This window comes from Streptomyces sp. 8N114, from assembly GCF_052245835.1.
In the GTDB taxonomy this organism is placed as follows: Bacteria; Actinomycetota; Actinomycetes; order Streptomycetales; family Streptomycetaceae; genus Streptomyces.
Genome location: NZ_JBQQBT010000016.1, coordinates 44,899 through 63,381, shown reverse-complemented (window position 1 = coordinate 63,381; position 18,483 = coordinate 44,899). Strand labels below are relative to the sequence as shown.

Sequence of the window (18,483 nt, the reverse complement as noted above, 5' to 3'; positions counted from 1 at the left end):
AGCCGTCCGCGGACACCCGCAGCAGCACGGTCCCGTGCGCGGGAACGGTTGCCGACAGCTGCCCTGTCGAGGTGCTGTCCTCGTGCTTCCACAGGTCGCGTACGTCGTACGAACCGGCCTGCGGCAAGCCGGTGTCGGTGGCTTCGGTGGAGATCGTCTGCTGCCTGTCGGTCTCGTTGAAGAGCGCGACGGCCCGGCTGCCGTCGGACATCTCCTTGGCCACGACCCAGCGCCCGTCCTGCTGCGAGACGACCTCCCCTTGCTTGCCGAGCGCATCCTGGTCGACGGCGATGACCTCCTTGTTGCCGAGGATCTCCAGCGTCTTGCCGTCGGCCTTGCGCAGGTCGGAGCCGATGAGCAGCGGGGCGGCCATCACCGACCACATGGAGAAGTGGGTGCGGTACTCGGTCTCGCTCATACCGCCGTTGCCGACCTCCAGCATGTCGGGGTCGTTCCACCGCCCGGGACCGGCGTACGGGGCCAGCGGCAGGTTCTGCTTCATGATGCCCAGCATACTGTCCCAGTTGTCGGAGATGTCGCCTGTGGTGCGCCACAGATGGCCCATCGCGCCGGCCCACTCCCACGGCTTGTTCTCGCCCCACTCGCAAATGCTGTAAACGATGTCGCGGCCGGTCTTGTCCAGCGCGTCGCGCATCGCCTGGTACCGCTCCTGGGCCGGGACGCCCTCGTTGTTGCAGTTGTCGTACTTGAGGTAGTCCACGCCCCAGTCCGCGAACTGCCGTGCGTCGCTCTCCTCGTGGCCGAGCGCGCCCGGCATCCCCGGCTCGGTGTTGCAGGTGCGGGTGCCGGCACTGGTGTAGATGCCCAGCTTGAGCCCCTTCGCATGTACGTAGTCGGCGAGGGCCTTGATGCCGCCGGGGAACCGCTCCTTGTGGGGGACGAGCTTGCCGTCGGCGTCGCGTTCCGGCTCCGCCCAGCAGTCGTCGAGGTTGACGTACTCGTAGCCCGCCTCCTTGAGGCCCTTCTCGACGAAGATGTCGGCGGTCTTCTTGACCATCTCCTCGTCGAACTCGGGCCCGCAGTGCGTGGCGTTCCAGTTGTTGAACCCCATGGGCGGCGTCTTGGCGAGATCGTCACCGGGAGGTGCCGCCGATGCCGGGATCCGTGCGTCGGCGCCGGCAGGACCGCTGGCGGCGGCAGCAGGTCCGGCCGCGGCAGCAGGCGCGGCCAGTCCCGCGCCGCACAGCAGCACGGCGACGAGGGCGCTGGTCGGTCTCGGGTGGGTGGCACGGTGCAATACGGTGGGGCGCATTCCCGTCCTCCTCAAGGCTCGGCAGACTGTTCCCCGTCCCCCGCTCACCCATGAACCGGGCGCCAGGGCAGCCCTGTTGACGGCCACACCGTAGAACTGTGTTCGGCCTTGTTGGAACCCTCTGGTCAAATGTTTGTTTCCGTGCGGTTCCTCGCCTTCCCCTCTCTCAGGGCTCCACCCGCACCCCGATCTGCGCCGCGAACGCCGGGGCCAGCTCCAGCAGTTGCCCCGGACTGATGACGGCGCCCGCCAGCCGGTCCACCCCCGTGATGAGGTCCAGCTCCGTCACCCCGCGCAGGTCCACATCCGTGAGCCGTACCTGGTTGAACTCAGCACGACGCAGTACGCAGTCACGGAACGCCACCCGCTCGAGCGAAGCGCCGCCGAAATCCGGCTCATTCAGCACACAGCCCTCGAACGTCACATCGGTCAGCCGTGCCTGACGCAGGTTCAGGTAATCGATCTTCCCGCCCCGCACCAGGACCCGGTTCAGCCGCGCTCCGTGCAACTGGATGCCGCCCAGACGCGCGTCCCGCAGCTCCACATCGCGCAGCTCAGCCCTCGCCAGCTGGGCGCCGACGCCCCAGACCCCCTCCAGCACCGAGTCGATCACTCTCAGCCGGTCGAGGCGGGCTTCGTCGAGCGCACACCGGTACATCCCCACATCCAGAAACGTGGCCCCGCCCCCGTCGGCCCCGCTCAGATCGAGCCCCTCGAACCGGACTCCGTCGTAGTCCCCGTCCGGCTCCAGGCCCCGGCCGTCGAAGGGCCGCAGCTCGGGCAGGGAGACCTTTGGGCGCCGTGCTTCACGTACTGCCGATGTCGCCATGCCCTCATGCTGCCCTCGGCCACTGACAACGGCGCACGGGATCGAGCCATCGAGCCGCTCAGCCGGTGGCCAGTTGACTTGAACCACACTTCAAGTCGGAGTCTTGGGCGAGCCGGTTGCTCCGGACCGACCCGTCCACCGCCCCTCCGCAAAGGAGCGAACGCCCATGCATGCCGTACGCCTGCACGCCTTCGGGCCCGCCGAGAATCTGACGTACGAGGAGGTGCCCGACCCCCTCCCAGGCCCCGGCCAGGTGCGGATCGCCGTCCAGGCGGCCGGCGTGCACCTGATCGACACCACTCTGCGCGCGGGTGTCAGAAGCGGCCCGCTGCCCCTCCCCGAGCTGCCCACCATCCCCGGGCGTGAGGTCGCCGGGACCGTCGAGGCGCTGGGTGAGGGCACGCCCGCACACTGGCTCGGCCGCCGCGTCACCGTGCATCTGGGCGCGGCGCCCGGCGGTTACGCGGAGCTGGCCGTCGCCGACGCCGACGCCCTCCAGCCCGTACCCGACCCGCTCTCCGCACCGCAGGCCGTCGCCATGGTCGGCACCGGGCGCACCGTCATGGGCGTACTGCGCGGAGCCGAGATCGATCCCGAGGACACCGTTCTGGTACTGAGCGCCGCCGGCGGCATGGGCGCACTGTTGACGCAGTACGCCAAGGACCGCGGCGCCCGCGTCATCGGTGCGGCGGGCGGCCCGGCCAAGACGGCGACCGTCCGCGAGCTGGGCGCCGATCTCGCCGTCGACTACACGCTTCCCGACTGGGCCGACAGCATCCGCGCGGCGTACGGCGAACGCCCCGTACGCCATCTGTTCGACGGCCCCGGCGGCACGCTCGCCCGTACGGCGCTGGACCTGGTGGCGCCCGGCGGCACGCACTACGCGTACGGCGGCTCGTCGACGCTGTCGGCGGGCGACGGCCAGCAGCCGCCGCCCGTGGAAGCCCTCACCCCCGAGGAACTCGCGTCCCGGGGCATCACCGTCCGTCCCCTGGAAGGCGCCTTCATGATGGAGCACAAGCGGGAACTGGAGGACGAGTCGCTGGCGTTGGCCGCCAAGGGGGTGCTGACGCCGCTCGTGGACGCGTTTCCGCTCGCGCAGGCGGCGGACGCCCACCGTGCACTGGAGACGCGGGCCACCTCGGGGAAGGTGGTGCTGGTCCCATAACCGCCGTTCGGGCGCGGAGAACCGGTGCGCTGGCCTAGCGTTCCTCCCATGACCACCAGGACCGGGAACCGGAAGCGCTGGCTCGTCGGGGTGACCCTGCTGTGCGCCTTGGCCGTGGTGACGGCAGCCGTGGTGCTGATCCGGCAGTACCAGCGGGAGTGGCAGTCCACGTCCCTCTCCGTGCAGGAAGGCTGGCGTGCCTCCCAGGTATACGAGGAGGCCGACAAGGCGCTCTCCGTACCCGAAGGGACGACGGAGAAAGCGGCGAAGCGCGCCGCCCGCCAAGGCAAGCTCAGGCTGCCCGCGGCGGCGAAGGGCAACCCGGAGGGGTATCTCCACCCCTCCACGTATGTCGTACGGCCCGAGACGACCCCGACCGCACTGGTCAAGGCCATGACCAAGAGGGCCCATGAGCGGCACGCCGCGGCAGGCGCGCCCGACTACACCACCCTCACCATCGCCAGCGTCATCCAGGCCGAGGCGGACAACCCCGAGGACATGGCCAAGGTCTCCCGCGTCATACAGAACCGCCTCAAGCGCGATATGCCGCTCCAAATGGACTCGACCATCAACTACGCCCTCGACCGCTCCACCCTCAACACCAGCCACGCAGACACCCGCGTCAACTCCCCCTACAACACCTACCGTCACAAGGGCCTGCCACCGTCCCCCATCGACAACCCGGGCTCCGAAGCGCTCGAAGCCGCCCAGCACCCCGCCTCCGGTGACTGGCTCTACTTCGTCACGGTCAAACCGGGCGACACCCGCTTCACGGACGACTACGAGCAGCACAAGAAGTGGGTGGAGGAGTTCAACTCGGAACAGGCCAACGGCGCCTGAGCCGCAGCCTGCGCCCTTGTTCCGGTGAGGGGGTGCCCCTTCCCTATGCGCGCAGGCTGCGGGTTTCCGTTGTGGCTGGTCGCGCCCACGCGGCGGAGCCGCACATCAATACAGCCCCGCGCCCCTTACGGGGCACGCTCGTTCACGACAGGCCCGTCGGACCCTGGCCGTCTCGGCGCCGATTGCGGGCCGCCATCAGGGCCAGCCAGATCACCCCGGCCACCAGCAGTACGCCCACCACCACGATGACGACGCCCATGGCGCCGCCGTCTCCGCCGTCCCCGCCGGGCACGGTCGGCTCGTCGGGGGCGATATCAGCGAGATTCATCGTGTTGTCTCCATGGTTGCTCGGCCCCTCAGGGGCGCATCGTCAGGTCGTACGAGTGGGCGAGACCCCGCGCCGAGCCCCAGCACAAGCATCAACAGCACGGGGAACTCCAGGTACGCGTGATACGTGGCGACCGCCGCGTACAGCTGCTTCCCCGAGGCGTAGTCGCTGGCGAACAGCGCCGCCAGCGCCGCGCCGCCAGCGAGCCCCAGCGCCCACACTCGCCACCCTTGCAGCAGCGGTACCCGCCGCTCGAAGGAGGCGGTCGTCTCCGGCGCGTACCGCGGAAGGAACCAGACCCACACCACGTAGTGCATCGTCTGGAGAAAGGCGAACAGCGCCAGGAACCGCAACGCCACCGCCGAGTCCAGCCAGGCCGGTGGCGTGTACGCCGCGGACAGCCGGTCCGCCCACGCCGTTCCCGGTGCCGACCAGCCGTCGAACGCGCCCGCCAGCAGCAACCCGGGCACCACCAGCACCCACCCGCACTGCACCGCGCGGAACAGCCGCCTCCCCCGTTCCAGCCCACGTGACCACTCCCACAGGAACAGCAGCGGCACCACGTTGTGCAGGTGAGCGAGGACCACGAAGTGGTAGTCGGGATAGGCCAGCGAACAGGCAGCCGCGCACACCAGCACCCCGCCGGCCGCCACGCACAACCCGGGCCGCCCGCGCAGCCCGTGCACACAGGCGGCGCCCAGCAGCCCGTAGGCCAGCAGGATTTCCGCCACCCGCGGCAGTTCGCCGGCCGGCAGCAGGCGGCACAGCACGATCCCGGAGATCAGGAGAAGCAGCAGGCGTAGAAACCGACCGGCCAGTATGGCGTCGAAGCGGCCCAGCACATAACGCAGCTCCGTGACGTTGTGCAGAATGCCGAAGAGCGCCAGCCCGAACACCGTCGTCCCCACGGGCAGCCGCAACGCCAGGGCCAGCGCACCCACCACCGCCAGCGGAAACCCGACCATCGCCACCGGCCCCAGCACGGTCCTCCGCGGCACGGTCCCTGGCGGGCCACCGCCCCCGGCCGCGTCCTGCGCCGCACCGGCGAGGTGTACGCCCGTCACCCCCGTGGCCATGTCACCCCTCCCCCATGACACGATCCCGGTCGTGCCCTACGCCCTGGCCCTCGGCCTCACCCTGCTCGTCGAGGTACCGGTCTACTCGGTGGCGCTGCCGGCACTCGGACGCGTAAGCGCCGGCCGGGCTCTCACCGCAGCCCTGCTCGTCAACTGCCTGACGCATCCGCCGCTCTGGTGGTTCCTGACCAGCGGCTTCCCGAGCGGGGCACCTGCGACGGGTACGACCTCGGCAGCGTACCCGGTGGTTCTTCTGCTGAGCGAGGCCGCGGTGTGGCTGGCAGAGGCGCTCCTGCTCCGCTACGGCCTGGGCCTACGCGGCCCCCTCCCCTACGCCCTCTCCCTCACCGCCAACACCGCCTCCCTCCTCCTCGGTCTCCTCCTCGTGCCCTGACGGCGCCCGTTCAGCGACGGCCCCGGCGTTATTTCAATCCCCGCCTTTCGCATTCGGCGTCGAAGAGCACGGCGTAAACGTCGTCCGGGTCGAGGAGCGTCTCGGGCCAATCCAGGTCAGCGGTGGAACGGGCGGGAACCGGAATGCCCAACTCGGTGAGCAATTCGACCACCTCAGCACTGAAATGTTTGGCCGCTTCCGCGAACTCCTCCTCCGGGACGCTGAAATAGTCGTCCACGATCGCCCCGGCGAAGCTATTCCCTCCCATGAGCGTGAAACTTCCCTCGGTGTCGCGGTGGACGATCCGCGCCGGCCGGTCTGTCGGCTCGTCCGGGTGCACCCAGTATCCGTAGCAGTCCCCGTCCTCATGCTTGGCGACGACCTTGAGGTACTGGGCCATCTGACTGTCGGCTACGCCGCCCACGGTGGTGGGTGCGGCGGGGGCCCGCTCATCACGGGAACTCTGTTCCAGCAGAGGGTCGATCTCTCCCGGCTCCAGAAATGTGATGCCGAATTGCTCGTAGAACGCCTGGCGTCCCTCCCACTGCGCAATCAGCAGCACCCGCAAATCTTTCGGTACCGGGCGTCCACCCAGCCGTTCACGGGAAAAGCTTTCCAACCTGTCATCGAACAAGGGGCCCCCTCTTGCTCACCATCAGCACGAAAACGGCGAGCCTAACGTCCCCTCCGCCGACCCGGCACCGCCCCAGGCCAGGCCAAGGCAACGGCCGGTTGCTGTTCGGCACCACTGCTCGGCACCACACAGGCCCCGTACCGATCCGGAATGGGACACCGCTACCCAACGGGCTACTCTGGCAACAGAGTTGGGAGTCGGGAGATGGAGACGGACATGGTCGTGCTCGTAATAGTCATATGCCTGGCTCTCGTAGGTGCGGTGGTCTACGTTGCCCATCGTCGTGGCGTCGGTGGTTCCGGCGGGACCCTGACGCCGGAGGAGCGGGAACGTGGCCTCGCCGCCGAAGAAAAGGCCCGGGCCATCCACCAGCAGACTCACTGGCGGCGTCTCTGAGCATCGTCGCGTACTGGCCCGCCACCGGTGGCTCACCGTGTTCGAGGCCGACGGGCGACCTTCGGCGCGTCCGACAGCGGCCCGCTTCACGCGACGGGCACTCTCTCCTGGGTCACCACCGTGAGACACCCGAGCTCGCAGCGATCACCCCGGTTGCCGTACGTCACTGCTGCCCCCACCGCAGAGGCCCGCTCCGGATTACCGGGACGGCGCCTGTGACCTGCGGAGCCGCCTGTCGGATTCGAACCGACGACCTTCTGTTTACGAGCTCGGCTCGGCCGCCCCGGCCATCCGCGCGGCACTGAAGTAGGCGTTGGCGGCCGGAAGGAACATCAGCACCACCGCAGTCAGCACGGCGGTCACGTGCAGCGTACGGCTGGCACCGAACACCAGGTCCAGCGCGCTGGCTTCCGCCAGCGCCGTCCGCAGGGTCTCATCTCCGGCAAGGGCACGAAGGGGCTCGACCACCATCGACGCCGTCCCCACCACGCCGAGCCCGAGCGCCAAAGTGACGCGGGCCCAGGCACGTCCACGGCGCATGCGGGCAGCGACAAGCAGCGCAGCGGTGAAGACGGCGAGCCGCAGCAGGAGACCGACGGCGATCCCAGGGACTGATCCTGAGCCGTCGGCAACCATCCGCCCGACGGTCAGCACCGTCTCGAAGGCTCCGGCGGCCACAGCCGTCACCCACCACACGAATGCCCAATGAACTGGTCCTGGGGGCGCAGCGGCGGACCGCGAGCCAGCGTGGGAGCCGAACTGAGAGCTCGTCATCGGGTCGGTGAAAGGCGTCACCACAGTCTCCATCCGGTAGCTCGGTCGCCGGTCTGCTTCTGGCGCCTCCGATGCTCTTGCAGAGCACGACGCACCACACACCGGTCAGGTCCCGAGGCATCGGGCGTTGACACCACCTACACCGAGTGGGGCTGACACCACCCCGGACGTCCAGACACCACGAGCCCCCGACCACCGTTTTCGCCAGATGACTGAATGCGGGTTCGTCGTCCCCAGCAGCAATGGCGCAGCCCTGCGCCCTGCGCGAGCGAAGCGAGCTGCCAAGTAGTTACCGGCCCATAGCGATCACCCCGGTTGCCGTACTTCGCTGCTGTACGGCACTGAAGAGGCCCCGTACCAATCCCGGTACGGGGCCTCTGACCTGCGGAGCCGCCTGTCGGATTCGAACCGACGACCTTCTGTTTACAAGACAGATGCTCTAACCAGCTGAGCTAAGGCGGCGGGGTGTCGTCGCTCGAGCAGTGTACCTGGGAGCGGGATCGTGATGTCTGGGGCTACTGACAAAAGCGCGGGGAGGGGCTAGCGTCTCGCCAGGTCCACGCGGTGGACTACACCTCCCTTTACGACGGATCGTCCGGCACGTACCTGCCGGTGAAGGAGAAGAGAACATGGCCACGGTCACCTACGACCAGGCGACCCGGGTGTACCCCGGCGCCGAGACCCCCGCCGTAGACAAGCTCGACATCGAGATCGCGGACGGGGAGTTCCTCGTTCTCGTCGGTCCCTCCGGTTGCGGTAAGTCCACCTCGCTGCGGATGCTCGCGGGGCTGGAGGACGTGAACGAGGGCAACATACGCATCGGTGACCGCGACGTCACCCACCTTCCGCCGAAGGACCGGGACATCGCGATGGTCTTCCAGAACTACGCGCTGTACCCGCACATGACCGTGGCCGACAACATGGGCTTCGCGCTCAAGATCGCGGGTGTGCCGAAGGCCGAGATCCGCAAGAAGGTCGAGGACGCGGCCAAGATCCTCGACCTGACCAAGTACCTGGACCGCAAGCCCAAGGCGCTCTCCGGTGGTCAGCGGCAGCGGGTCGCGATGGGCCGGGCCATCGTCCGTGAGCCTCAGGTCTTCCTGATGGACGAGCCGCTCTCGAACCTGGACGCCAAGCTCCGCGTCCAGACCCGTACCGAGATCGCCAGCCTCCAGCGCCGCCTCGGCATCACCACCGTCTACGTCACCCACGACCAGGTCGAGGCCCTGACGATGGGCGACCGCGTGGCGGTGCTCAAGGACGGACTGCTCCAGCAGGTCGACAGCCCGCGCAACATGTACGACCGTCCCAACAACCTCTTCGTCGCGGGCTTCATCGGCTCCCCGGCCATGAACCTGGTCGAGGTCCCGATCACCGACGGCGGCGTCAAGTTCGGCAACAGCGTGGTGCCGGTCGAGCGCGAGGCCCTCACTGCCGCCTCGGACAAGGGTGACAAGACCGTCACGGTCGGCGTCCGCCCCGAGCACTTCGACCTGGTGAACGGGGACGGCAATGGCAAGGCCCTGTCCAAGGACGAGAAGGCCGGCGTCCCCGTCACCGTGAACGTCGTCGAGGAGCTGGGTGCCGACGGCTACGTCTACGGCACCGCCGAGATCGGCGGCGACAAGCGTGACCTGGTGGTCCGCGTTCCGGGCCGCGCAGTCCCGGAGAAGGGCACCACGATCCACGTGGTGCCGCAGGGTGGCGAGACCCACGTCTTCTCCACCTCCTCCGGCGAGCGGCTGAGCGACTGACGACGCCCGACCCCTGCCTGTGGGGCGTGAAGGGCCGTGACGGCATCCCCGTCACGGCCCTTCACCGTTTCCGCCCCACCGCCCCACTGCCCCGCCGCCCATTTCCGCCCCGCCGCCCGTTTCCGCCCCACCGCTCGGCCGCCCTGCTGCCCGGCCGCCCGTTTCCCCCGCCTCCCGGCTCCCCCCCATCCGGTACCGCTCGAACAACCCACTTTTCCCGTCGCTCGATGTGGTGACAAAATGTCGCCAAATCACTACCGCTCGCTACCATCGCGGTCGTGAACCACGCAGCCCGCCGTATCGGCCGATCCCTCGCCCTCGTACTCCCGGTCATGCTCGTCCTGTCCGGGACCCTCGCCGTCACCCATGTCCCATGGGCGCCAGCGCCCGCGGACTCGCCGGTCCTCGCCTCCTCGGCAGAGGACTCGGCGCCGGACTCCGCGCACAAGGCGTCGGCGCGCACCGCCTCGACGCCGGCCGGGCCGACGACGCGTCGCGCCCCGCAGGACGTACTCCGTGACCGGCTCATCGCCGAACTCCAGGAGCAGCACCCTGGGGCGGCGCTGAGCGGTCTTCAGCGCGCGATCACCCGCAAGCCGTCCCTGGCCCGCCACTGCGCCACGATCGCGCGGGCGCTCGGCAAGGCCGCCGTCCACAAGTACGGTGCCCAGCGCGCCCAGCGCTTCGCGCGGCCCGTCTGCGACACGTCCTTCGCCTCCGGCGTCGCGCAGCTGAGCTGAGGCAGCCCGCGCGGAGACAGCCGGAACCGGGCCAGCCCGATTCGGGCCGGCCCGAGCTGTGGGTGCGGCGCCCGGCGCCTGCCCCGCGCGCATAGGCTGCGGCACATGACCCAGCACCCGACCCAGGCCGTGATCCTTGCCGGTGGACAGGGATCACGGCTGCGGCCGTACACCGACGACCGTCCCAAGCCGATGGTGGAGATCCCCGGTACGGGCGTCCCGATCATCGGCCATCAGTTGGCCTGGCTCGCGGCGGAGGGCGTCACCGACGTCGTCGTCTCCTGCGGACACCTCGCCGAGGTGCTCGAGGAGTGGCTCGCCAAGGCCGAACTCCCCTGCCGCGTCACTACGGTGATCGAGCGCGAGCCGCTGGGGCGCGGCGGCGGACTGAAGTTCGCGGCGCGCTCCCTCCCGCGTCCCGACGAGCCGTGGTACGCGACGAACGGCGACATCTGGACCCGCTTCTCGTTGCGCGAGATGGCCGCCTTCCACGCCGAGCGCGACGCGACCGCCACGCTCGCGCTCGCCCGCCCCCGCATCCCCTGGGGCGCCGTGGAGACCGACCGGTTCGGCCACGTACTCGACTTCATCGAGGCGCCGCCCTCCCCGTATCTGATCAACGCGGGCGTCTACGTCTTCTCGCCCCGCTTCACCGGGCTGCTGCCCGAGCGCGGGGACCATGAGCGCACCACTTTCCCCCGCCTCGCGCGCGAGCGCGCCCTCGCGGGCTTCCCGCTCCCCCAGGGCTCCTACTGGCGGGCCATCGACACCGCCAAGGACCTGCGCGAGGCCGCCAAGGAACTCGCGGACGGCAACCCGCGCTGAGTCCCGCACACGTACGGCCGTACGGCTGTAAGGCCAAATGGCCATGCGGCATACGGCCACTCGCGCACGCGGAAGGGCCTTCGGCTTCCCTCCCCGGGGAGCGCCGAAGGCCCTTCCGTATGGCCGTACGCGCAACAACCCGGGCGCGCCCCGCAAGGCGCGCCCGCGCGGCTCAGTGGCCCAACAGCTCAGTGGCCAAACAGCCCACCCAGCGCGCCGCGTCCGCCACCACCGGACGAGGACGCTCCGCCGCCGGAGCCGGACGACGAGTCGTCACTCGTGGAGGAGGACTCGCGGGACATACCGGTGCGGGAGCCCGAGCCGGTGGTGGCCTGCGGCTGCTGTCCTGACTGCTGCTGGGCCGGCGGTGCTGTGGTGCCCTGCTGACCCGGCGTGGCGCCCTGCGGGCCGCCCTCGTTCGCGCCCTGCGTCCGGCCCTGGCTGGGGGTGGACTCGGGGCCGCTGCTGGCCCGGCGCTCGCCCGGCCTGGTCTCGTGCGCGGAGGGGCGGCCGTCCTTGCGGCGCCGGTCCAGATCGCCGCGCCGCCCGTCGAGACCGGCCGGGCCCTGGGTCGCCTGGCCGGCGCCCGAGCCGCCCGGCCCCTGGGGCATCGGGGAGCCCGGCAGCCGGTTGGTGGGCGTCTTGCCGCGCTCGGGGGCCGTGGCCGGCTGCGAGGAGCGGACGGCGCTGCCCAGCAGCGAGCCGACGAGCAGGGCGAGACCGACGACGACCGTGGCGATGACGGTGCCCCTGCGCAGCACCCGGCGCCGCAGATCGCGCAGTTCGACGCGAGGCCCGAGCTTCCGCCATGCCTCGCTCGCCAGCCGCCCGTCGACGGAGTAGACAGGAGCGCCCGCGATGATCAGCGGGCTCCAGGCGGCGAGGTAGATGATGTCCGGCGCCTCGTAGGCGGGGACGCTGCTCCAGCTGACGGTCATCAGCAGCGCCGCCGACAGCAGCGCGCCGACGCCCGCGGCGACGCGCTGCCACAGCCCGAACATGGTCAGCACGCCGACGATCACCTGGAGGAAGGCCACCGTGAGTCCGGCGCCGACCGGATGGGCGAGGGCGAAGTCCCGCAGCGGGGAGGCGACCGTCCACGGGTCCAGGGAGCGCAGCCAGGTGACCATGGAGCCGCGCTCGCCGCCGTCGAAGTAGACGGGGTCGCACAGCTTGCCCATTCCGGCGTAGACGGTGATGAAGCCGAGGAAGAGCCGCAGCGGGAGCAGGACGACGCCCAGGTTCATCCGGCGGCCCGGGTAGTACGCGTGCCGTACGGCGTCGCGGCGGCGCCGATCCTCGGCGTCCGCCGAACCGTCGTCGCTCTCGTAGCCCTCCGAGCCGTAGCCTTCGTGCTCCTCGAAACGGGCGTAGCGGACGTGAGGGCCGTAGCCGTCGGAGCCTCCGTCGCCCCGGTAGCGGTGGCCCTGGTAGCCGACCGGCGCCAGTTCTCCGGTGTCCTGCTGGGCGGCTACGAGTTCGCCGGTGTCCTCGTCGAAGGCGCCGCGCGCCGGGCGTACGCCCTTCAACAGTGGTTCGGGCTGCAGGGGCTCGGGCTGGTGCGGCACCGGCCGCCCGCTCTCGGACGGCTGCGGACCACGGGGCGGGCCGACCACGGTGGCGGGGCCGCTCCCGGTGGCCCCGCTCCCGGAACGGCCGGGCCCGCCGGGACCCTTGACGCGGGGCAGGGTCTGGGTGGCGGAGGGGTCGGACTCGCCGGTGGCGGGGCCCTCGTAGCCGACGAGACCGGCCGTGCGGGCGGCCTGGATCAGTTTCGTGGCGCCCGTGTCGTCCGGCTCGGGGCCGCCGCTCCACACCACGGGTGCGCGGCGCCCGGCATGGCCGGAGCCGGGACGGCGGGCCCCGGCCGAAGCAGTGCCGCCGGTGACGACGGGAATGGGCTCGGTGTCCTCGAACGCCGCCGCCTCGCGCCCTGCCGACGCGGACGTTGCCGACGCGGACGTTCCGGCGGCCACGGCAGCGGTGGTGGCCGCAGGCGACAGGGCGCCGCGCGCGCTTACGGAGGGCGAGGCGACGGACGGTGCGGCCGGCATGGCCGACGTGGCGGACGCCGCGCCGAGCCGCACTCGGAAACTCGCGTGATTGACGACCACCTCAGCGGGGTCGGACGGGACCTTGACCGTGCTCAGCACCGGTTCGTCGTCGAAGAAACCGCGTGGGCTTCCCCCTGGGCTGTGCCCGGAGCCGCGGCCCGAAGCGCCGGGTGCGCGGGGTGTTCTGGTGTCCACACTCATCTAACCGAGTGACGGACGGTTAGGACACTGCCTTGACCGGCCCGATCTGTCCGAGGCCCGTCAATAGATCATCGACCGCTCGCGGGTCCGGGCCGCAGCGCGGACCCGCCTCAGCCGCGCCGCCGCGCCGCCTCGTACAGCACGACACCGGCCGCGACGCCGGCGTTCAGCGACTCGGCGCCGCCCGGCATCGGGATGCGTACCCTCAGGTCGCACGTCTCGCCGACCAGCCGCGACAGGCCCTTGCCCTCGCTGCCGACGACCACCACGAGCGGACCGTCGAGCGCGGCGGTATCGCCGAGCTCCACCTCGCCGTCCGCCGCGAGCCCGACCACCATCAGGCCCGCCTTCTGGTAGCCCTCCAGCGCACGGGTGAGGTTGGTGGCGCGCGCGACCGGCGTGCGCGCCGCCGTACCTGCGGACGTCTTCCACGCGCCGGCCGACATCCCGGCCGCACGCCGCTCCGGTACGACCACACCGTGCCCGCCGAACGCGGAGACGGAGCGGACGACGGCGCCCAAGTTCCGGGGGTCGGTCACCCCGTCCAGCGCCACGATCAGCGGGTCCTCACCGCGGTCGAACGCGGCAGCCGCCAGTTCCTCGGGGTGCGCGTACTCGTACGGCGGGACCTGGAGGACGAGGCCCTGGTGGTTGAGGCCGTTGGTCATCCGGTCCAGCTCGGGCCTGGGGGCCTCGACCAGCCGGATGCCGCCGCGTTCGCCCGCGAAGCGGACGGCCTCGCGGACCCGCTCGTCGTTGTCGATGAACTGCTGCACATAGAGCGCGTTGGCCGGCACGCCCTCGCGGAGGGCCTCCACGACGGAGTTACGGCCCACGACCAGCTCCGAGGTGCCCTTGCCGCCACGCTGCTGGCGGCTCTGCGTGCGGCGCGCCCTGGCCTGCGCGGCGCGCTGCTTGGCGTGGCCCTTGCGCATCTCGGCGGGCGGGGTGGGGCCCTTGCCCTCCAGGCCACGGCGGCGGTTGCCGCCGCTGCCGATCTGCGGCCCCTTCTTCTTCCCGGGCATGCTGGGGCACCTACCTTGCTCTTAGCGGCTTGCGCGTCGAGTACGCGCGCTCGGATGTACGTACGGCTTTACAACGGTACCGGTACCGAAGAGACCCTCACTCCCCGCTGAGCTCCCAGCGGGGGCCGGAGGGGGTGTCCTCGATCGTCAGGCCGGCGCGCTTGAGCTCGTCGCGGATGGCGTCCGCCGTCGCGTAGTCCTTGCGTGCCCGGGCTGCCTGCCGCTGCTCCAGCACCAGCCCGACCAGCGAGTCCACCACGGAGTGCAGCTCGGCGCCGCTGCCGGAGGCGCCACCGGACCAGGTGGCGTCCAGCGGATCCATCCCCAGGACGCCGAGCATGGCGCGGACGTCGGCGATCGCGGTCGCGACAGCGGCCTTGTCGCCCTCGCCCAGCGCGGCGTTCCCCTGCCGCACCGTCGTATGGACGACGGCCAGCGCCTGCGGCACCGCGAAGTCGTCGTCCATGGCCTCGGCGAACGTGTCCGGCACGCGCTCCGCGGGCGCCACCTGGCCCGCGAGCTCGGTGCCGCGCTGGAGGAAGCCCTCGATCCGGCCGAACGCGGACTCCGCCTCGCGCAGCGACTCGGTGCTGTACTCGATGGTGGAGCGGTAGTGCGGGCCGCCCAGGTAGTAGCGCAGCACGAGGGGGCGCCACTGCTTGACCATCTCGCTGACGAGCACCGAGTTGCCCAGCGACTTGCTCATCTTCTCGCCGCTCATGGTGACCCAGGCGTTGTGCGCCCAGTAGCGGGCGAAGTCGTCACCGAAGGCGCGGGACTGGGCGATCTCGTTCTCGTGGTGCGGGAAGACCAGGTCGACACCGCCGCCGTGGATGTCGAAGGCGCGGCCGAGATACTTGTGCGCCATCGCGGAGCACTCCAGGTGCCAGCCGGGGCGGCCGGGGCCGAAGGGGGTCTCCCAGTAGGGCTCGCCGGGCTTGGCGGCCTTCCACATGGCGAAGTCGCGGGGGTCCCGCTTGCCGGTCTCGCCCTCGCCCGCGGGCTGGAGGAGGTTGTCGAGCTCCTGGTTGGAGAGGGAGAGGTAGTCGCCGAAGGAGCGGACGTCGAAGTAGACGTTGCCGTCGGCGGCGTAGGCGTGGCCGCTGTCGATCAGCACCCGCATCATCTCGACCATCTCGGGGATGTGGCCGGTGGCACGCGGTTCGTTGGTGGGGGGCAGGCAACCGAGCGCGTCGTACGCGGAGTTGAAGGCACGCTCGTTCTCGTAGCCGATCGCCCACCAGGGGCGGCCCTGCTCGGCGGACTTGGCGATGATCTTGTCGTCGATGTCGGTGACGTTGCGGACGAATGTCACCTCGTAGCCGCGGTAGCTGAACCAGCGGCGCATGATGTCGAAGTTCAGCCCGGAGCGGATGTGCCCGATGTGCGGGGGCGCCTGCACGGTGGCACCGCACAGGTAGATCGAGACACAGCCGGGTTCGAGCGGGCTGAAATCGCGGATCTGCCGGGCGCTGGTGTCGTACAGGCGAAGGGTCACGGGGCCAAGGGTAGTAGCCCGGCGGGCCCCGCTGTGCGCCTCCCGGAAGAGAGGCGGCAGGGCCCGGGGCCGGGACCGCTCAGAGCCAGCCGACAACCTTGTTGACGGTGACGCGTACGACGACGCGTTCGGCGTCCTGGCCCGAGGCGGGGTTGAACTCGGCGTAGCTCTTCCCGGCATACTTGTGCGCCAGCTCGTCGATGAGCTCCTGGCCGCCCTCGGTGGTGAGGGTCGCGGTGCCGCGCAGCTCGGCGTAGGTGTACGGCTCCTCGGCGGGCTGCACCAAGATCGTCACGCGGGGGTCGCGCTTGAGGTTCTTCGTCTTGCGGCGGTCGACGGTGGTGGAGATCAGCAGGTCCTCGCCGTCGCGCTTCACCCACACCGGCGACACCTGCGGGCTGCCGTCGGGCTGGATGGTGGCGACGGCGATGAAGACCTTGCTGTCGAGGACCTTCTTGAGTTGGTCGGAGAGCACCTGCTGGGCCACGGAAACGGCTCCTCTTTCTCTCGCTGCGGAGGTCTTGCCTCTTGGGACCGTATCTCACGCACCGTCAGTCGCGGAGCCTTACGCGCGTCGCAGAACCAGCGCGGTGGCGACGGCTGCCAGGCCCTCGCCACGACCGGTCAGGCCGAGCCCGTCGGTGGTGGTGCCGGAGAGCGAGACGGGGGCACCCACAGCATCGGACAGCGCCTTCATGGCCTCCGCACGCCGTTTGCCGATCTTGGGTCGGACGCCGATGACCTGCACGGCCACATTGCCGATCTCGTACCCCGCCGCGCGCACGATGCGCGCCGCCTCCGTGAGCAGCGTGACGCCGGAGGCGCCGGACCACTCGGGGCGGTCCGTACCGAAGTGGGCGCCGAGGTCGCCGAGTCCGGCGGCGGAGAACAGCGCATCGCATGCCGCGTGCGCCGCCACGTCGCCGTCGGAGTGCCCGGCCAGTCCGTACCGCTCGCCCTCCCACAGCAGCCCGCCGCACCACAGCTCGCGCCCTTCCTCGAACGCGTGCACATCCGTGCCGATGCCGACCAGGGGCAGGGCGGCTCCGGGCGCGGCCGGCCGGGCGGCGTCCTCAGTACGCATCGTGCCTCCTCCTCCTGGCCAGCACGGCCTCCGCGAGCACGAGGTCGAGGGGGCGGGTCACCTTGAACGCCTCCTCGTGTCCGGGGACGACGACCACCTCGAAGCCGAGCCGCTCGACCATCCCCGCGTCATCCGTGGCGCCGTCGCCCTCCGCCACCAGCCGGGAGTGCGCCTCGGCGAGCACCTTGCGGGCGAAGCCCTGCGGGGTCTGCACGGCGCGCAGCCGGCCCCGGTCCGGGGTGCCGGTGACCGGCTCGGGCTCGCCGCCCGTACGGGGCTCCACCTGCTTGACGGTGTCCGTGACGGGCAGCGCGGGCACCACGGCGGGCGCGCCTTCGTGGACGGCCCGCGCGACGGCGTCCACCGTCTCGTCCGGGACGAGCGGCCGGGCCGCGTCGTGCACCAGCACGGTCTCGACGGTGTCGGGCAGCGCCGCCAGCCCCAGGCGTACGGAGTCCTGGCGGGTGTCGCCGCCGGGTACGACGGCGACCTCGGGCAGCCCGTGCCCGTCCAGCAGGGTGCGGACGGCGGGTGCGCCGTCGGGCGGTGCGACCACGACGACCAGCTCGACGGCGCGCGCCCGCGCGGTCGCCCGTACGGCGTGGACGAGCATCGGTGTACCGCCCAGCTCGCGCAGCGCCTTGGGCGCCCCCGGGCCGAGCCGTACGCCCTTGCCGGCGGCCGGGATGACGACAGCGGTGCGAGGACCGGCGTCAGCGGAGGGCCGGGGGTCCCCGGAAGGGGCAAAGTCTGTGGAATCGATTGACATCGGTAGCGCGTTCAGGGTTTGTGTCCTCAGCCGGGGTGGGTATGGCCTGGGGGTACCCCCGGCCACGGGTTGGGGAGTGCCGGGCGCGACCGCTCGACCGAGCCCTTCCGTGAACATCGGTCGAGCCGGCTGCCCGGGCCCGGCACGCCGGCTCCTCGGCCAGCGATGCGCAGTTGTATATGCGGGCACCATGCTTGACCGTGTTGCAGCATGCCCACACCGGGCAGCATGCCCACACCGGGCAGCATGCCCACACCGAATGTGTCACAACATGCCGCAGCGCCCGGTGACGACTGATGTCATCCGGGCACCGCGGCATCGTGGGGCATATCGAGTGTCAGGAAGCGAGAACCTCGTCGAGCAGCGCCTCGGCCTTGTCCTCGTTCGTGTTCTCCGCCAGAGCCAGCTCGCTCACCAGGATCTGACGGGCCTTGGCCAGCATCCGCTTCTCACCGGCGGACAGACCGCGCTCACGCTCACGGCGCCACAGGTCACGCACCACCTCGGCGACCTTGATCACGTCGCCGGACGCAAGCTTTTCGAGGTTTGCCTTGTAGCGGCGGGACCAGTTGGTCGGCTCCTCGGCATACGGCGCGCGGAGCACCTCGAAGACCCTGTCCAGCCCGTCCGAACCAACGACGTCGCGCACGCCTACGAACTCCGCATTGTCCGCCGGTACGCGAACGGTCAAATCGCCCTGCGCGACCTTCAGAACCAAGTAGGTCTTGTCCACGCCTTTGATCTGGCGAGTTTCGATAGCCTCGATCAGCGCGGCCCCGTGATGGGGATAGACCACGGTGTCGCCAACCTTGAACGTCATG

The 18,483-nt window shown here is 70.6% G+C and carries 19 protein-coding genes, 1 tRNA gene and 1 pseudogene; 7 read left to right on the top strand and 14 right to left on the bottom strand.

What is annotated here, in order from left to right; genetic code table 11:
* Positions 1-4: 4 nt before the first annotated feature.
* Positions 5-1,273, bottom strand: a pseudogene (locus ACTWQF_RS26660) (glycoside hydrolase family 27 protein); the annotation flags it as partial.
* Positions 1,274-1,439: 166 nt separating this feature from the next.
* The gene (locus tag ACTWQF_RS26655) at positions 1,440-2,102 is read right to left on the bottom strand and encodes a pentapeptide repeat-containing protein (RefSeq protein WP_443282234.1); all 663 of its coding nucleotides are present in this window, start codon (positions 2,100-2,102) and stop codon (positions 1,440-1,442) included.
* Between the two features lie 166 nt (positions 2,103-2,268).
* Between ACTWQF_RS26655 and ACTWQF_RS26650 the strand changes: the two genes are divergently transcribed.
* The gene (locus ACTWQF_RS26650; RefSeq protein WP_443282233.1) at positions 2,269-3,270 is read left to right on the top strand and encodes a zinc-binding dehydrogenase; all 1,002 of its coding nucleotides are present in this window, start codon (positions 2,269-2,271) and stop codon (positions 3,268-3,270) included.
* 48 nt (positions 3,271-3,318) lie between these two features.
* Entirely contained in the window at positions 3,319-4,110 is a 792-nt protein-coding gene (gene mltG, locus ACTWQF_RS26645; RefSeq protein WP_443282232.1) for an endolytic transglycosylase MltG, read from the top strand.
* 142 nt (positions 4,111-4,252) lie between these two features.
* On the opposite strand, the gene ACTWQF_RS26640 is transcribed toward mltG, so the two are convergent.
* Positions 4,253-4,438 carry a hypothetical protein gene (locus ACTWQF_RS26640; protein WP_443282231.1) on the bottom strand — a complete coding sequence of 62 codons (186 nt, stop codon included), beginning with the start codon at positions 4,436-4,438 and terminating at the stop codon, positions 4,253-4,255.
* Positions 4,435-5,514: a hypothetical protein gene (locus ACTWQF_RS26635; protein ID WP_443282230.1), complete on the bottom strand. Its 1,080-nt coding sequence runs from the start codon at positions 5,512-5,514 to the stop codon at positions 4,435-4,437. Before ACTWQF_RS26635 ends, ACTWQF_RS26640 begins: the two co-directional genes overlap by 4 nt.
* Before the next feature lie 31 nt (positions 5,515-5,545).
* On the opposite strand from ACTWQF_RS26635, the gene ACTWQF_RS26630 reads away from it, so the two are divergent.
* On the top strand, positions 5,546-5,908 hold the full coding sequence (locus ACTWQF_RS26630) for a hypothetical protein (protein ID WP_443282229.1): 363 nt from the start codon (positions 5,546-5,548) through the stop codon (positions 5,906-5,908).
* Between the two features lie 28 nt (positions 5,909-5,936).
* On the opposite strand, the gene ACTWQF_RS26625 is transcribed toward ACTWQF_RS26630, so the two are convergent.
* The gene (locus ACTWQF_RS26625; protein ID WP_443282228.1) at positions 5,937-6,542 is read right to left on the bottom strand and encodes a hypothetical protein; all 606 of its coding nucleotides are present in this window, start codon (positions 6,540-6,542) and stop codon (positions 5,937-5,939) included.
* Positions 6,543-6,746: 204 nt separating this feature from the next.
* On the opposite strand from ACTWQF_RS26625, the gene ACTWQF_RS26620 reads away from it, so the two are divergent.
* The gene (locus tag ACTWQF_RS26620) at positions 6,747-6,938 is read left to right on the top strand and encodes a hypothetical protein (protein ID WP_443282227.1); all 192 of its coding nucleotides are present in this window, start codon (positions 6,747-6,749) and stop codon (positions 6,936-6,938) included.
* A gap of 261 nt (positions 6,939-7,199) precedes the next feature.
* Here ACTWQF_RS26620 and ACTWQF_RS26615 read toward each other — a convergent pair whose 3' ends face one another.
* The gene (locus tag ACTWQF_RS26615) at positions 7,200-7,616 is read right to left on the bottom strand and encodes a hypothetical protein (RefSeq protein ID WP_443282226.1); all 417 of its coding nucleotides are present in this window, start codon (positions 7,614-7,616) and stop codon (positions 7,200-7,202) included.
* 484 nt (positions 7,617-8,100) lie between these two features.
* Positions 8,101-8,174 (bottom strand) — tRNA-Thr (locus ACTWQF_RS26610).
* Positions 8,175-8,341: 167 nt separating this feature from the next.
* Here ACTWQF_RS26610 and ACTWQF_RS26605 point away from each other — a divergent pair.
* The 3 genes from ACTWQF_RS26605 to ACTWQF_RS26595 all read left to right on the top strand — a co-directional run bounded on the left by ACTWQF_RS26605 (position 8,342) and on the right by ACTWQF_RS26595 (position 11,031).
* Positions 8,342-9,466 (top strand): ABC transporter ATP-binding protein, encoded by a 1,125-nt coding sequence (locus tag ACTWQF_RS26605; protein ID WP_443282225.1) that lies wholly within the window; start codon positions 8,342-8,344, stop codon positions 9,464-9,466.
* Between the two features lie 278 nt (positions 9,467-9,744).
* Complete coding sequence (locus ACTWQF_RS26600) at positions 9,745-10,206, top strand: hypothetical protein (protein WP_443282224.1); 462 nt, start codon at positions 9,745-9,747, stop codon at positions 10,204-10,206.
* A gap of 105 nt (positions 10,207-10,311) precedes the next feature.
* On the top strand, positions 10,312-11,031 hold the full coding sequence (locus ACTWQF_RS26595) for a nucleotidyltransferase family protein (RefSeq protein WP_443248133.1): 720 nt from the start codon (positions 10,312-10,314) through the stop codon (positions 11,029-11,031).
* A gap of 188 nt (positions 11,032-11,219) precedes the next feature.
* On the opposite strand, the gene ACTWQF_RS26590 is transcribed toward ACTWQF_RS26595, so the two are convergent.
* The 7 genes from ACTWQF_RS26590 to ACTWQF_RS26560 form a co-directional block, all read right to left on the bottom strand.
* Positions 11,220-13,286: a DoxX family protein gene (locus tag ACTWQF_RS26590; protein ID WP_443282223.1), complete on the bottom strand. Its 2,067-nt coding sequence runs from the start codon at positions 13,284-13,286 to the stop codon at positions 11,220-11,222.
* 110 nt (positions 13,287-13,396) lie between these two features.
* Positions 13,397-14,311, bottom strand: coding sequence for a 23S rRNA (guanosine(2251)-2'-O)-methyltransferase RlmB (rlmB, locus tag ACTWQF_RS26585; protein ID WP_443282222.1), 915 nt, complete (start codon positions 14,309-14,311; stop codon positions 13,397-13,399).
* 97 nt (positions 14,312-14,408) lie between these two features.
* Positions 14,409-15,809, bottom strand: coding sequence for a cysteine--tRNA ligase (gene cysS, locus ACTWQF_RS26580; protein ID WP_443282221.1), 1,401 nt, complete (start codon positions 15,807-15,809; stop codon positions 14,409-14,411).
* Positions 15,810-15,888: 79 nt separating this feature from the next.
* Positions 15,889-16,296: a PPOX class F420-dependent oxidoreductase gene (locus ACTWQF_RS26575; RefSeq protein ID WP_443282220.1), complete on the bottom strand. Its 408-nt coding sequence runs from the start codon at positions 16,294-16,296 to the stop codon at positions 15,889-15,891.
* A 78-nt stretch (positions 16,297-16,374) separates the two neighbouring features.
* Positions 16,375-16,893 carry a 2-C-methyl-D-erythritol 2,4-cyclodiphosphate synthase gene (gene ispF, locus ACTWQF_RS26570; protein WP_443282219.1) on the bottom strand — a complete coding sequence of 173 codons (519 nt, stop codon included), beginning with the start codon at positions 16,891-16,893 and terminating at the stop codon, positions 16,375-16,377.
* Positions 16,883-17,662 (bottom strand): 2-C-methyl-D-erythritol 4-phosphate cytidylyltransferase, encoded by a 780-nt coding sequence (gene ispD, locus ACTWQF_RS26565; protein ID WP_443282218.1) that lies wholly within the window; start codon positions 17,660-17,662, stop codon positions 16,883-16,885. The genes ispF and ispD overlap by 11 nt, the downstream gene beginning before the upstream one ends.
* 337 nt (positions 17,663-17,999) lie before the next feature.
* Complete coding sequence (locus ACTWQF_RS26560) at positions 18,000-18,482, bottom strand: CarD family transcriptional regulator (protein ID WP_016472332.1); 483 nt, start codon at positions 18,480-18,482, stop codon at positions 18,000-18,002.
* Position 18,483: the final 1 nt, after the last annotated feature.

What these genes read in the sequence shown, in the direction of transcription:
- ACTWQF_RS26655 (WP_443282234.1), bottom strand. Translation starts at nt 2,102, where the DNA reads ATGGCGACATCGGCAGTACGTGAAGCACGGCGCCCAAAGGTCTCCCTG.
- ACTWQF_RS26650 (WP_443282233.1), top strand. Translation starts at nt 2,269, where the DNA reads ATGCATGCCGTACGCCTGCACGCCTTCGGGCCCGCCGAGAATCTGACG.
- mltG (WP_443282232.1), top strand. Translation starts at nt 3,319, where the DNA reads ATGACCACCAGGACCGGGAACCGGAAGCGCTGGCTCGTCGGGGTGACC.
- ACTWQF_RS26640 (WP_443282231.1), bottom strand. Translation starts at nt 4,438, where the DNA reads ATGAATCTCGCTGATATCGCCCCCGACGAGCCGACCGTGCCCGGCGGG.
- ACTWQF_RS26635 (WP_443282230.1), bottom strand. Translation starts at nt 5,514, where the DNA reads ATGGCCACGGGGGTGACGGGCGTACACCTCGCCGGTGCGGCGCAGGAC.
- ACTWQF_RS26620 (WP_443282227.1), top strand. Translation starts at nt 6,747, where the DNA reads ATGGAGACGGACATGGTCGTGCTCGTAATAGTCATATGCCTGGCTCTC.
- ACTWQF_RS26605 (WP_443282225.1), top strand. Translation starts at nt 8,342, where the DNA reads ATGGCCACGGTCACCTACGACCAGGCGACCCGGGTGTACCCCGGCGCC.
- ACTWQF_RS26595 (WP_443248133.1), top strand. Translation starts at nt 10,312, where the DNA reads ATGACCCAGCACCCGACCCAGGCCGTGATCCTTGCCGGTGGACAGGGA.
- ACTWQF_RS26590 (WP_443282223.1), bottom strand. Translation starts at nt 13,286, where the DNA reads ATGAGTGTGGACACCAGAACACCCCGCGCACCCGGCGCTTCGGGCCGC.
- rlmB (WP_443282222.1), bottom strand. Translation starts at nt 14,311, where the DNA reads ATGCCCGGGAAGAAGAAGGGGCCGCAGATCGGCAGCGGCGGCAACCGC.
- ispF (WP_443282219.1), bottom strand. Translation starts at nt 16,893, where the DNA reads ATGCGTACTGAGGACGCCGCCCGGCCGGCCGCGCCCGGAGCCGCCCTG.
- ispD (WP_443282218.1), bottom strand. Translation starts at nt 17,662, where the DNA reads ATGTCAATCGATTCCACAGACTTTGCCCCTTCCGGGGACCCCCGGCCC.
- ACTWQF_RS26560 (WP_016472332.1), bottom strand. Translation starts at nt 18,482, where the DNA reads ATGACGTTCAAGGTTGGCGACACCGTGGTCTATCCCCATCACGGGGCC.